At 56.3% G+C, this 12,006-nt stretch carries 13 protein-coding genes; 7 read left to right on the top strand and 6 right to left on the bottom strand.

Features of this window, described 5'->3' with window-relative positions; genetic code table 11:
• The first annotated feature begins 787 nt into the window (after positions 1-787).
• Both P8T57_RS10720 and P8T57_RS10715 read left to right on the top strand, forming a co-directional pair.
• Positions 788-1,234, top strand: a complete 447-nt coding sequence (locus P8T57_RS10720; RefSeq protein ID WP_007089211.1) for a methylglyoxal synthase — start codon at positions 788-790, stop codon at positions 1,232-1,234.
• Positions 1,235-1,300: 66 nt separating this feature from the next.
• Positions 1,301-2,227 carry an AEC family transporter gene (locus tag P8T57_RS10715; protein ID WP_341363087.1) on the top strand — a complete coding sequence of 309 codons (927 nt, stop codon included), beginning with the start codon at positions 1,301-1,303 and terminating at the stop codon, positions 2,225-2,227.
• Here P8T57_RS10715 and P8T57_RS10710 read toward each other — a convergent pair.
• Positions 2,153-2,962: an RluA family pseudouridine synthase gene (locus P8T57_RS10710; RefSeq protein ID WP_341363086.1), complete on the bottom strand. Its 810-nt coding sequence runs from the start codon at positions 2,960-2,962 to the stop codon at positions 2,153-2,155. The genes P8T57_RS10715 and P8T57_RS10710 overlap by 75 nt on opposite strands.
• 190 nt (positions 2,963-3,152) lie before the next feature.
• Here P8T57_RS10710 and P8T57_RS10705 point away from each other — a divergent pair, with 190 nt between their 5' ends.
• From P8T57_RS10705 to P8T57_RS10695, 3 genes are read left to right on the top strand one after another with little or no spacing between them, the layout of a single operon-like run.
• Positions 3,153-3,929: a DUF6134 family protein gene (locus P8T57_RS10705; RefSeq protein ID WP_341363085.1), complete on the top strand. Its 777-nt coding sequence runs from the start codon at positions 3,153-3,155 to the stop codon at positions 3,927-3,929.
• Complete coding sequence (locus tag P8T57_RS10700) at positions 3,926-4,702, top strand: SDR family NAD(P)-dependent oxidoreductase (RefSeq protein ID WP_341363084.1); 777 nt, start codon at positions 3,926-3,928, stop codon at positions 4,700-4,702. Before P8T57_RS10705 ends, P8T57_RS10700 begins: the two co-directional genes overlap by 4 nt.
• The gene (locus tag P8T57_RS10695; RefSeq protein ID WP_114093823.1) at positions 4,695-5,141 is read left to right on the top strand and encodes a nuclear transport factor 2 family protein; all 447 of its coding nucleotides are present in this window, start codon (positions 4,695-4,697) and stop codon (positions 5,139-5,141) included. Before P8T57_RS10700 ends, P8T57_RS10695 begins: the two co-directional genes overlap by 8 nt.
• Here the strand turns inward: P8T57_RS10695 and P8T57_RS10690 are convergent.
• The 5 genes from P8T57_RS10690 to P8T57_RS10670 are packed head-to-tail and all read right to left on the bottom strand — an operon-like array spanning position 5,104 to position 10,460.
• Positions 5,104-5,652, bottom strand: coding sequence for a DUF3833 domain-containing protein (locus P8T57_RS10690; protein ID WP_341363083.1), 549 nt, complete (start codon positions 5,650-5,652; stop codon positions 5,104-5,106). The two genes, P8T57_RS10695 and P8T57_RS10690, sit on opposite strands and share 38 nt — an antisense overlap.
• A 28-nt stretch (positions 5,653-5,680) precedes the next feature.
• Complete coding sequence (locus P8T57_RS10685; RefSeq protein WP_341363082.1) at positions 5,681-7,027, bottom strand: MFS transporter; 1,347 nt, start codon at positions 7,025-7,027, stop codon at positions 5,681-5,683.
• Positions 7,014-8,291, bottom strand: a complete 1,278-nt coding sequence (locus P8T57_RS10680) for a cyclopropane-fatty-acyl-phospholipid synthase family protein (RefSeq protein ID WP_037990414.1) — start codon at positions 8,289-8,291, stop codon at positions 7,014-7,016. Before P8T57_RS10680 ends, P8T57_RS10685 begins: the two co-directional genes overlap by 14 nt.
• A gap of 7 nt (positions 8,292-8,298) precedes the next feature.
• Entirely contained in the window at positions 8,299-9,120 is an 822-nt protein-coding gene (locus P8T57_RS10675; RefSeq protein WP_341363081.1) for a DUF1365 family protein, read from the bottom strand.
• Positions 9,117-10,460: an FAD-dependent oxidoreductase gene (locus tag P8T57_RS10670; RefSeq protein ID WP_341363080.1), complete on the bottom strand. Its 1,344-nt coding sequence runs from the start codon at positions 10,458-10,460 to the stop codon at positions 9,117-9,119. The genes P8T57_RS10675 and P8T57_RS10670 overlap by 4 nt, the downstream gene beginning before the upstream one ends.
• Positions 10,461-10,671: 211 nt before the next feature.
• Here P8T57_RS10670 and P8T57_RS10665 point away from each other — a divergent pair, with 211 nt between their 5' ends.
• A complete protein-coding gene (locus tag P8T57_RS10665; protein WP_231858353.1) occupies positions 10,672-11,262 on the top strand; it encodes a sigma-70 family RNA polymerase sigma factor in 591 nt (196 codons plus the stop codon).
• Positions 11,259-11,963 carry a ChrR family anti-sigma-E factor gene (locus P8T57_RS10660; protein WP_062953184.1) on the top strand — a complete coding sequence of 235 codons (705 nt, stop codon included), beginning with the start codon at positions 11,259-11,261 and terminating at the stop codon, positions 11,961-11,963. Before P8T57_RS10665 ends, P8T57_RS10660 begins: the two co-directional genes overlap by 4 nt.
• The last annotated feature ends 43 nt before the right edge of the window (positions 11,964-12,006 follow it).

Raw genomic sequence — 12,006 nt, 5'->3', positions numbered from 1 at the left:
CGCTCTCGCGGCAGGTACCGCAGGTGCTAATGATGCCTACCGGGGGGGGCCGGTCTGATGGCCGATGCGCTCACCGATGCTGGCCCTGCCCACCGATGGCGACGGCTCCCCGCTGATCGCGCCTCCTGCCGCTCTCGCCAGTTTCGCCAAATATTGCGGCGTGAACGGAACTCACCCGTGTTGACCCACGCTCCGATCCCGGCACGGGCGTGATGACATCGCACCCGAACCACCCCTGCTCCGCTGCTGATCTGCCCAATCGTCGGCTCGATCCGCATCCGGCCCCGCATCGGCCCAAATCTGGCCCGCGCCCTTCCCGGCAGGCGCACCTCTCCCGTTCTGTCTTTCCGGTTTGTCAAACTTTACGCCGCCGTTTCCCGGGCCGTTTCAATGCCCGGACGCACTCCTGCCGTAATGACTTTACCCCACACGGATCTTCCGCGCTTGGCGGTGATCGCCTGCTACTTAACCACTTAACATCGTCGCTTTTTCATCACTTCATCCCCTGCTTTTGACAAACAATCCGACCCCGAAACGCAAAAACCCGCCAAAGCGAATCACGCTTGGCGGGTTATGTCTCCGGACCCATTTGTCCTGTTGACTTTATCTTTATGCCACAAATAAAAGAACAAATCAAGAACATTTTGCAAAAATTTTCGCCGTCCGGTTCTGGCAAAAATTCTCGTTTATTTTCAATAAACTATGCCATCATATTGCCCTATGATGGACCGGTCCGCTAAGATCACCCGCCGGGATCGCCCGGATCAAGACGCAGGAGAAACCACCCATGACGCTTTCGATCGGACTTGTCGCCCACGACCGTCGCAAACGCGAAATGGCCGATTGGCTGGAAACCCACAAATCACAGTTTTCCGGCACCCGGATTTTTGCCACCGGCACCACCGGGCGCGTGCTTCAGGAACGCTTTCCCGACCTTGATATCGTGGCGCTTAAAAGCGGCCCGTTCGGCGGTGATCAGCAGCTTGGCTCGATGATTGCGCATGGCGAATTGCAGGCGATGTTTTTCTTCACCGACCCGATGACACCCCAACCCCACGATGTCGATGTCCGCGCCCTGATCCGGCTGGCCAACATGTATGAAGTGCCGATTGCCTGCAACCGCAGCACCGCCGACCTTCTGATCAGCAACCCGAAATTCGAGGAAATCTGCGAACAATATCGCGGCCATTCACCCGAACAGGTTTTTGCCGAATACCAGAACCGCAAGGTTTGAGACATCCCCCGGTCCGCTCTGCCACCCGGCTTGGCCCACCCCACATCAAACTGATGCGACCGCCCCATGCAACTCGCCTATGACCTGATCGCCGCCATCTTCCCGATCTTCGCCGCCATTCTGGTCGGGGCGGCACTCAAACGTTATCTGATCACAGGGTCTGACATCTGGGCCGGGATTGATCGGCTGACCTATTACCTGTTGCTGCCGTCGCTTCTGATTGTCGAAATTTACCGTGCCGATTTTGGCTCCGGGCACGCGGGCACTGCGGTCATGGTCACATTGGGCGCGACCCTTGCCCTTGCGGCGGTTTTGCTGCTTCTGCGCCCGCTCATCACCCGCAACACGCCGCTGTTTACCTCGATCTTTCAGGGATCGGTCCGCTATAACAGCTATGTCCTGCTGGCCGTCGCCGATGCGCTTTATGGCAGCGAAGGCTTGGCACTGGCGATTGTCTTTATTGCCGTGATGGTGATTGCCACCAACATGCTGGCGGTTGTGGTGCTGAATGCCTTTGCCGGTGGCAAGGGCAGCTTCAAACGCATCATGATCGGGCTTGCACAAAACCCGATCATCATCGCCGCCGGGGCCGGTGCGGTGCTTAATATCAGCAACATTCACGTGCCGCTGCCGATTGAAAATACCGCAGCCCTTTTCAAAACCGCAGCCCTGCCGCTCAGCCTGCTGTCGGTCGGGGCCGGATTGCGATTTATCCTGAGCAAACAGGCATTGGGCGCGATTGCCCTTTCAACCACGATCAAGCTCGCCCTCCTGCCGCTGATCACCGGCATTGCGCTGCATCTGGCCGCGGTGGAGGGCATGGTTCTGGCGATGGGGGTGCTTTATGCCGGGATGCCGTGCGCAGGCAACGCCTATATCCTCGCCCGGCAGCTTAATGGCGATCCCGAGGCCATGGCCTCAATCATCACCCTCGAAACCCTCCTGTCCGCTTTCAGCATCGCTGCCATCGCCGCCATACTGAGCATCAACTGACGCCGCATGCGGGGCATAGTCGCCCACGTAACCGCATGCCGAAAGCCCCGGCCGCATCAATTCGGGCGGCGGTGCATCGACCACCACCGGGTCGCGGTCGGCATGGAACGGCACCACGATCTGGCGCGACAAAAGCATCAGGGTCGGCGGCTGTCCAAAAATCGGCGGTTCATCCCCCCGACCATAAAACGGATCGCCCAGCACCGGATGCCCGATATGATCCAGATGTACACGCAGCTGGTGCGTGCGGCCCGTATGGGGTGTTAAGGCAAGCCAGGTGATATCATCGCCCGCTTCGTCCTTGCCGCGCCCCAGCACCTGATATTCGGTCTTTGATGGCTGCCCGTCTTCATGGACCAGCATCCGCCAGCCGCTTTCATCATTGGTCTTGCCAATCGGCGCGTCGATAAAGCCGTGATCATCGGCAACCGCACCGCGCACCACCGCCCAATAGGTTTTCCCGATCAGTTTTTCGGTAAACAGGCGAGTGATCTTTTTCGATGATTTCGGATGCCGGCACAGCAACAGGCACCCGGCCGTATCGCGGTCAAGCCGGTGCGCCAGGGTCGGTTCGGGCTGAATGCCGAATTTAAGGTCGGGCAGATACGCATCGACATGGAAATAGGTTTTCGGCCCGCCATGCGATGCCAATCCCGGCGGCTTGTTCAGAACGATGACGTTTGAATCGCGATGCAGAACGCTTGCGATCAGGTCTTCGGCTATCGGATGGGGCATGGTCGGCCTTTCATTGTTGGCCCTGCTTTACCTCAAAGCCGGGCGCACCGCAATCACCCGGCACACGGGCAGGGCACGGCAAACCTGATCTGAACCGCATTTCCATGCGTAACAGTAGCAGCATTCCGTTTTCGAAATCCGGCTTGATCGCGTCCTGATCGCCGGGGCCAACAGCAGGGTACGCCACCACATGCCACGCCCGAAACCCCTTAAATATCTGCTTGCGACGCTTGCCGTTCTGGCAGTCCAGAATGCCGGTTCGGCGCTGGCACAAAACGGCGAGATTTCGGCCCTTACCCCCGCACAATCCAACGGCCTTGATCGTAACGCGGCCTGTCGCAACTTCGATCCGATTGCGCGATACGGCAATGAACTGGCGTTTCAGATCCGCCGCAATGATGCCCCGGTCGGGCAGCATATCGTGCGCTTCAATCGCGGTCAGGACGGTCTTCAGGTCGTCGCCCAAAGCAATATCGATATCTCGTTTCTGGGCTTTAACGCCTATAGCTTCCGCTATCGATCCGAAAGCATCTGGCAGGATGGTCAATTATCCACCCTGTCGGTCAAGGTCGATGATGATGGCGATCAAACCAGCATCGCGGCCCGGCGCGAAAACGATCAGCTTGTCGTCGATGGCCCCGATGGTAAGAAATCCCTGCCGCCCGGTATTTTTCCGACCGATCACTGGCATTGCGGTGTTCTGCAAACCGATCAGGTTCTTAATACGCTGACCGGCAATCCCAACGCGGTCACCATATCCCAGACAGGCCGCGAACGCCTGGCCGTTGGCAACGGCATGATCAACGCCACCCACTTCACCTATGATGGCCAATTGCAAACCAATGCGTGGTACGATGCCGATGGCCGGTGGGTTGGATTGCGCTTCAAGGCGCGCGATGGCTCTGAAATCACCTATCGCTGCACAAGCTGCCAGACCGACACGGCACAAAAGGATATCCGCGGATGATCAAACATTTCAAAACCATCTGGATCGTCGGTGCCTCCGCCGGGATCGGGGCGGCACTTGTCGAAAAATTCGCAAAATCCGATGCGGGCGCAAACACGACGATTATCGCATCGGCACGCTCCGCCGATGCGCTGTCCGATCTGGCGGCATCGTCGGAAAACATCCATGCCGTGCCGCTTGATGTGACCAAACCCGATGCGGTTCGCGATGCGATTGCCCTGATCGAAGATCGGTTTGGCCTGCCCGATCTGGTGGTTCTGGCCGCCGGAATCTATTCCCCGATGCCTGTCGATGAATTTTCCGCCAAAACCATCCACGACCATTTCGACGTCAATTATTTCGGCACGGTCAATTGCCTTGAAACCCTGATCCCGAAAATGCGTCAACGCGGTTCGGGCGAGATCGCGGTTGTCGCCTCCGTCGCCGGTTATCGCGGCCTGCCAAAGGCCGGGGCCTATGGCCCGACCAAGGCCGCCCTGATCAATCTGTGCGAAACCCTGCGCGCCGAATTGGGGGAAACGGGTGTCTGTCTTCGGGTGATCAATCCGGGCTTTGTCAAAACCCGCCTGACCGACAAAAACGATTTCGATATGCCCTATCTGCAAACGCCCGCGCAGGCAGCCGACTATGTTTATCGCGGCCTGACGGGCGGCAACGGTTTTGAAATCTCCTTCCCGCCGCCCTTTGTCCGACAGCTAAAACTTGCCCGCATTCTGCCCTATCGGCTTTACTTCAAACTGATCCGCAAAGTGATGGGAAAATCCAATGGATGAACAGAACGCAACCAGGCTCGAAACGCTGAAATCCTATGGCGATTATTTTGCGCAACTAAGCCCGGAATCCATTGAAAACCTGCATCATCTCGTCACACCGGATTACAGTTTTACCGATCCGTTCAACACCATCAATGGCCCGGATCGGGTCTGTGCCTATCTCGATAAGATGTTTCGCGACACCGAAAATCCGCAATTCATCGTCACCCATCACGCGCTTGATGATGATCTCGGTTTTCTGCGCTGGCGCTTTACGGCCAGGATTTCGGTTCTGGGGAATTGGGATGTCACCGGCATGTCGGCGGTAACGTTTTCCGATGACGGCACGCGCATTTCATCCCATGTCGATCACTGGGATTCCGGCATGGCCTTTTATGCCCGCATTCCGCTGCTGGGCTGGTTTATTCGGCGGCTCGCAGCACGGATGGCTGTTTCGTAAAGAACAGGGTGACCTCGCCGATCTCGAACCCCCATTTGCGCACACGCGCCCGGTTCACAAGAACCCCGTCGCCCTGCAAAAACATCCAGTCGTCAAACGTCACCCGCCAGCTACCATCACCAACCTTCAGGTCCATGTCGTAGCTCCAGTTCAACGCATTGCCATACTGCACGCCCGCGGCCGTGCCGATGATGTCATCGGCCTCTCCGCTCAGGCTGTGCTCACCGGTCTTGCGGATCGTCCATACACGGCGGTCCTGTTCACCATCGTCATACAGAAAATCTTCTTCCAGCGTCAGAACACCATCATTGACGGTTCCAGTGATATCAACCGTGAACTGGCGCCGCAGCTTGCCGAACCGGTCCTCAAAAATGCCCCACGCCCGACTATTGCCTTCGAAGTATTCAAACACGTCGAAGCGGGGTTCTTTTTGCGCAAAATCCTGCGGTTTCATTGACCCACACCCGGTAAGTATCAAAACCATCACAAGCGCCGTAAAAGATCGCAGCATCAGCTTTCTCCCGCAAAGGATACAAGGATCAGAAGGTGCGGCGAGCCAGACGCCGACGAATTGCAACCTGATGAACGCGATCCAATGGAAAACGCCACATCATCCCGATTGCTCCTGCTTTCAGTACGATGGGCAGCACCGCATAGATCATGACAAGTGCGATCAAAGCCGCGGAATTTTCAGCGCCCCCATCCGTCAGGCCAAAAGCCCCCAGAATTGGCAGGGCAATTCCCGCCGCCAACGCCATCGCAAGCTTGTTGGTCATGTTCCAAAGCGCAAACAGAACACCGGTCCGGCTCGCATGAAACCGGTACCGGTCCCAGTCATCGACATCGGCCTGAATAGCGGGTGGCAGCGCCAGATCCGCCCCCAAGGCCGCCCCGGTAAAGACACAGATCACCGCAAACCCCGCCCAGTCCCCGGCTGACAGAAACGGCACGAACGCGAATGCCGACACCGCCATGATCATCGCCACGCACCAGACCCGGTGTTTGCTGATTTTACCGGCCAGAAACACCCAAAACGGAATGGCCGCAATGGCCGCAACAAAATACAAAAGGATCAGGGCGTTTTCCGTATCCGTATCAAGCTTCAGGTAATAGCGCACAAAAAGCGGGAAACAGACCGCGGGCAATCCGCCGGCAAGACCATTGATCATCCATGCCGCCAAAAGCCGCACAAAAAGCCGGTTCTGGCGCAGACTGCGAAGCGACTGGGTAAACCGGGCACGAAGGGAAACACCCGCCTGTTGGGTATCGGCAGTACGGCCGCGCCCCGGGCGGGCTGCGCTGTCTGGGACCTTGATGATCAGAATCGTAACGAAAACCGCCCCCGCAACAATGGTCATCATCGCAAGGGTTCGGATTTCATCGGCCCGGGATGCATTGATCATCACAACCGGGATCGCCCCGGCAATGACAATACCAATCAGCCCCGCTCCTTCACGAAGGGACGTGATCAACGTCCGCTCCCGGTAATCCCCCGAAAGGTCTGCCCCCCATGCCAGATAGGGCACCTGAAACAGCGTCCAGCCAAGGAAAAGGATGCTTGCCGAAACAAAAAGATGCCCGCCACCGGGCTGATCGGGCGGCACAAAAAGCATCCAGATCCCGATCCCGGCAATCACCGCACCAAACCCGACCCAGATTTTGCGCCGTCCCGTATAATCCGAAAGCCACCCGGCAAGCGGATCGGTCAGCATATCGATGATTCGCACCGCCAGAAGGATCGCCCCCGTAAGGGCAAGCCCAAGGCCAAGATCATCGCCATAATAACTGGGTAACAGGACATAGGCGGGAATCGTCGGCACCGCCGCCGCCATTGCTGGCAGCGCATAATAAAACGCCGTTTTGCGGCCCCGATCAGGTTGCGGCATTTTCGCGATGTTCGATCACAAAGAACCCGACATCGATCGACCCTTCATCAAATCCGGTTTCGCAATAGGACAGGTAATATTCCCACATCCGTTTGAAACGGATATCAAATCCCTGCTCGGCGATGCTGTCCCATCCATGCTGGAAACGGCGCTGCCATTCGGCCAGTGTGCGGGCATAGGATTTGCCGAAAAATTCGGAATGACAAAGCGAAAGACCGGCATTGGCAATCGCCGTACCAAGCGCCTCCGGCGAGGGCAGCATCCCGCCCGGGAAGATATAGCGCTGGATGAAATCCGCCCCCTTGCGGTAATCCTCGAACCGGTCATGATCAATGGTGATGATTTGCAAAACCGCCTTGCCGCCCGGTTTCAACCGCTTGCGGATCATATCGAAATAGATCGGCCAATGTTCTTCACCAACCGCCTCGAACATCTCGATTGAAACGATCTTGTCGAACTGCCCGTCCTGATGGCGATAATCGCGAAGCTCGATATTGGTGCGATCCGACAGGCCAAGTGTCAAAAGGCGATGATGCGCAAACGCATGCTGTTCGCGCGAAAGCGTCAGCCCCGTGACATGGCAGCGATGCTGCCCTGCCGCCATTTCGGCAAACCCGCCCCAACCACAGCCGACTTCCAGAACCCGTTCGCCGGGTTGCAGCGATGCAAGTTCACAAATCCGGCGGTATTTCGCATCCTGTGCGGCCTCAAGCGTCATGTCCTGGCGGCGATAAAGACCGGATGAATAGGTCATCCCCGGATCAAGCCATTCCTGATAGAACCGGTTTCCAAGGTCATAGTGATAGGCAATGTTGCGTTTTGATCCTTCGACCGTATTGGCATTTCGCAAATGCCCGATCCGGGCCACCAGCCGGGAAATCATGCCGCCTGCAAGTCGGGCGCGAACGATATTTTCGTTTAACATCGCCACCCGCATCACATTGGTCAGATCGGGGCTTGTCCATGCCCCATCCATATAGGCCTCGGCAAAGGCAACATCGCCACCGGTCGCAAGCCTGCGGATCGCCTTCCAGTCATGAATATGAAGAACCGCGCGGATTTCGGTCTGCTCCTGCCCGGTAAACTGCAACGTGTCCCCATCGGGCAAAACAATCGTCAATCGACCGTAATGCAAATGTGCCAGAATGCGTTTCAGCATGATTTTCAGCAGATTGCGACTTCCGGTCATGCCCCCGATGACGGGCAGGAACCTGTCACGAAACGGGCGGACTATTGTCGAAGAGGATCGATTGCGTTCCGGCATTTCCTGATTACCTTTTTGCGGCTTCGGCCGTCTGGCTATTGGCAGCAAACACATAAGTCACATCATGTGCTGGCGGCTTTGGACGTTTATGGAACTTCACGCCTTTGCGCCACAGATGCAGCGCCTCGTAATGAATGCCCGCCACCACCTTAATCGTCATCAGCGGATAGCGAACAAAAGCCATAAACAGATTACGATCAGAAAGCGCGGTTCGATCACCGACAAAGGCCGCATTCAGAAATGCACCGTCCCTGTCAGTTTCACGGATGGCCACCGCGACCTTTTCGTCTGGCATGCAAATGCGGAAATGATAATCGGCCTGCATATCGATGAAGGGCGAAACATAAAATCCCTTCGCACAGCTCTGGCGCAGCACGCCTTTTTCATCAATCGCATCCGGGCTGACCGGGATCAGATAACTGTGTCGATCCCCGAATGTATTGGACACCTCATACAGGACCGCGCCGACCGACCCATCGGCACGATGGCAGAAATAAACCGATAGCGGATTGAAAACGAAGCCCAGAATCCGCGGATAACACAGCAATTCGATCCGGTGCGTACAATCGCCCAGATCGTGCTTTTTCAGGATGTCTTCGAGGCGTGTGCGGATATCCCCATGATCGCGGTCCGCATGGTCGCGGTCGTGGAATGAAAACAGGTTGAACCGGTTGCGGCTAAACAGTTTCAGCGACCTGGCCAAGCCATCGATTTCATCAAGATCGAACAAAAAGGAAAACACCCGATAGCGCAATTTGTGATCGCGCGGGCGAAGGCGATGATGCATCACCGATCCTTCAAACAGGGCGGATGTCCATGTACCTGTCATTCGGCAGCTTCTTTTTGCGCGATATTGATGGGCCCCAGATGAATACGACCGCTTTCATTTTCAACGTTCCATGGCCGCCGGACATTGCCCAGTGCTTCTGCCACCGCAAGGCCCGACTGAATGCCGTCTTCGTGGAAGCCATATCCAAAATAACTGCCGCAATACCAGATGTTATCCTGCCCCTGGATCGACCAAAGCCGTTTCTGGGCATCCATTGCCGCGGCATCAAAAACCGGATGATCATACAGGAAGGATCGAATAACACTGCCCTCGCGCGGCGGGCGTGCCGGGTTCAGGGTCACAAAAAGCGGCTGGCCTTCGTCAAGATGCTGCAACCGGTTCATCCAGTAAGTCACACAGACTTTCGGTTCCCCGTCATGCTCCTCGGCAAGGTAGTTCCAGCTTGACCAGACCTTGCGCGTTTGCGGCATCAGGCTGTCATCATCATGCAGGATCGCCAGATTGCGTTCATACTGAAACGCTGACAAAAGATCGCGCACCGCGGGCGCCGGATTGGCCTGAAGCGCAAGGGCCTGATCACCATGACACGCCAGAACAACATGGTCGTAGTCCGTCCGCACGCCGTAACGGTCTTCGATGAATACGCCCCCCTTGCCATTCGGTCCGACCTGGGCAATGGCGCTATCAAGGATCACGCCACCGGAAATATCCTTGATCATCTTGCCGACATACTGGCGCGATCCGCCAACAACGGTGCGCCATTGCGGCCGGTCCTTGATCTGCAAAAGCCCGTGGTTCTGACAGAACCGGACAAACGCCGCCAACGGATAATCCATCATCGTATCAACGGGCGTGGACCAGATCGCGGCCCCCATCGGCAACAGATGATCATTGATAAAGGATTTTGAATAACGATTGGCCGTCAGATAATCACCAAGGCTCTGCGTTTCCGCCTGCCCGGTTTCAAGCGCAAGCGGCGCTTCGCGATAAAATCGCAGAATATCACGTACCATCCGCCAGAAGCGCGGGCGGAAAATATTGCGTTTCTGCGCGATCAATGATGCCAGATCAGATCCGCCATATTCCAGCCCACCCCTGTCCATCGACGCGGCAAAGGACATATCGGTCGCAGCCGTTTGCACACCAAGATGATCAAACAGCGCGCAAAGATTGGGATAACAACGGGTGTTATAGACAATGAAACCGGTATCAACCGGTGTTTGACCTGCATCCACGGTGTTGGAATGCCCGCCGGGACGGTCATCCTTTTCATAAAGCGTGACAGTGTGGGACTGGCTGAGCAACCAGGCCGCCGACAGCCCGGAAATACCCGAACCAACAACAGCTATATTGAGTTTCCCCGATGATCGAAGCGTCATATGTGCCGCGCCTGCTTGCAGTGTTATTGTTTGAACTACATATGATTACGCATGACAGCAAGTTGCGGATCACTGCATAACAACGAATGCTGATAATTGTAAGTAATTGGCAGAAAACGTACAAATTCGTTTGATCCAAAATTTTCCGGCCGACGTATGATGATCCATGAACACCATCATGACGCGGCCCCGAAGGGGACCAGAAACGAAAATGAGCGGCACGACAAGAACAAGGCCCGGACCGGCTGACCCCGCCGAGGCCAAGCGATGTGCCAGCTGGATTGTTGCGGTTGCGGCGACGCAGGACCGTGAGGCATTTGCACAGCTGTTTGCCCATTTTGCCCCCCGCGTCAAAGCCTACATGTTCCGGTTTGGCGGCAATTCCGAAAATGCCGAAGAACTCGCTCAGGAAGCCATGATGCAGGTCTGGCGCAAGGCGCATCTGTTTGATCCGCAAAAGGCCGCCGCCAGTACATGGATTTTTACAATCGCCCGAAACCTTCGCATTGATCGTTTCCGGCAACGCAAACATATCGAGGTGGATGATTCCGATCCGACGCTGATTATTGACGATAGCCCGCTTGCCGACGAAATCGTAGACCGGGATGAACATGCCGTTCTCGTCAAATCCGCGATGGAAGAATTACCCGCCGATCAGAAAGTGGTTGTTGAATTGTCGTTTTTTGAAGATCTCTCGCACAGCGAAATTGCCGAACAGCTCGATATTCCGCTGGGCACCGTCAAATCGCGATTGCGATTGGCCTTAACCAAACTTCGTGGTGGATTGGAGGGTGTAGCATGAATATCAAACACCACCCGACAGACCAGACATTGATGGATTACGCCAGTGGCAAGCTGTCGCAGGCGATGGAGCTGCTCGTGGCAACGCATATGACACTGTGCCCGAAATGCCGTGAAAAGGTCGCGGAATTCGAGACCCTTGGTGGTGCGGCGCTGGAAACGGCAAATGTCATGTCGATGGATGCCCATGCGCTTGACCATGTCATGGCCATGATCGAACGCGAAACCGCCAACGAAAATGTCGTCTTCCGCGAAATGCCGTCCACGCGGCGCGTTGCCGTCGGGGAAAGCATCACCGGGTCTGCCATTCCGTCCGTCCCACGCCCGTTGGCCGATCTTTTGCCTGATAATGTTCTTTCCCTCGAAGACATTCCGTGGAAGTCGCTGGCACCGGGTGTGAAGCATTACCAGCTTAAATCTATCGAAAGCAAAGGCACCGTGCGTTTGATGAAAATCGCACCGGGCGTCTCGATCCCTGATCACGGGCATCACGGTCATGAAATGACCCTGTTGCTTAAAGGGTCCTATATCGATGAAATCGGCCGGTTCCGTGCCGGTGACGTCGCCGATCTTGGCAACGATGTCGATCATCAGCCAATTGCCGACACCGCCGAGGAATGCATCTGTCTGATTGCCACCGATGCCCCGATGAAGTTCAACCGTCTGCTGCCCAAACTGTTGCAGCCCTTCATCGGCATATAAGTCAAACTGCGTCCCAACGCAGAAAGGCCGCGGACACACCGAT

Origin of the sequence: Thalassospira sp. SN3W (assembly GCF_038070535.1) — a bacterium.
GTDB classification, from domain to species: Bacteria; Pseudomonadota; Alphaproteobacteria; order Rhodospirillales; family Thalassospiraceae; genus Thalassospira; species Thalassospira xiamenensis.
The sequence above is the reverse complement of the archived record's forward strand: the minus strand, read 5'-3'. Positions and strand labels throughout refer to the sequence as shown.

What these genes read in the sequence shown, in the direction of transcription:
- P8T57_RS10720 (WP_007089211.1), top strand. Translation starts at nt 788, where the DNA reads ATGACGCTTTCGATCGGACTTGTCGCCCACGACCGTCGCAAACGCGAA.
- P8T57_RS10715 (WP_341363087.1), top strand. Translation starts at nt 1,301, where the DNA reads ATGCAACTCGCCTATGACCTGATCGCCGCCATCTTCCCGATCTTCGCC.
- P8T57_RS10710 (WP_341363086.1), bottom strand. Translation starts at nt 2,962, where the DNA reads ATGCCCCATCCGATAGCCGAAGACCTGATCGCAAGCGTTCTGCATCGC.
- P8T57_RS10705 (WP_341363085.1), top strand. Translation starts at nt 3,153, where the DNA reads ATGCCACGCCCGAAACCCCTTAAATATCTGCTTGCGACGCTTGCCGTT.
- P8T57_RS10700 (WP_341363084.1), top strand. Translation starts at nt 3,926, where the DNA reads ATGATCAAACATTTCAAAACCATCTGGATCGTCGGTGCCTCCGCCGGG.
- P8T57_RS10695 (WP_114093823.1), top strand. Translation starts at nt 4,695, where the DNA reads ATGGATGAACAGAACGCAACCAGGCTCGAAACGCTGAAATCCTATGGC.
- P8T57_RS10690 (WP_341363083.1), bottom strand. Translation starts at nt 5,652, where the DNA reads ATGCTGCGATCTTTTACGGCGCTTGTGATGGTTTTGATACTTACCGGG.
- P8T57_RS10685 (WP_341363082.1), bottom strand. Translation starts at nt 7,027, where the DNA reads ATGCCGCAACCTGATCGGGGCCGCAAAACGGCGTTTTATTATGCGCTG.
- P8T57_RS10680 (WP_037990414.1), bottom strand. Translation starts at nt 8,291, where the DNA reads ATGCCGGAACGCAATCGATCCTCTTCGACAATAGTCCGCCCGTTTCGT.
- P8T57_RS10675 (WP_341363081.1), bottom strand. Translation starts at nt 9,120, where the DNA reads ATGACAGGTACATGGACATCCGCCCTGTTTGAAGGATCGGTGATGCAT.
- P8T57_RS10670 (WP_341363080.1), bottom strand. Translation starts at nt 10,460, where the DNA reads ATGACGCTTCGATCATCGGGGAAACTCAATATAGCTGTTGTTGGTTCG.
- P8T57_RS10665 (WP_231858353.1), top strand. Translation starts at nt 10,672, where the DNA reads ATGAGCGGCACGACAAGAACAAGGCCCGGACCGGCTGACCCCGCCGAG.
- P8T57_RS10660 (WP_062953184.1), top strand. Translation starts at nt 11,259, where the DNA reads ATGAATATCAAACACCACCCGACAGACCAGACATTGATGGATTACGCC.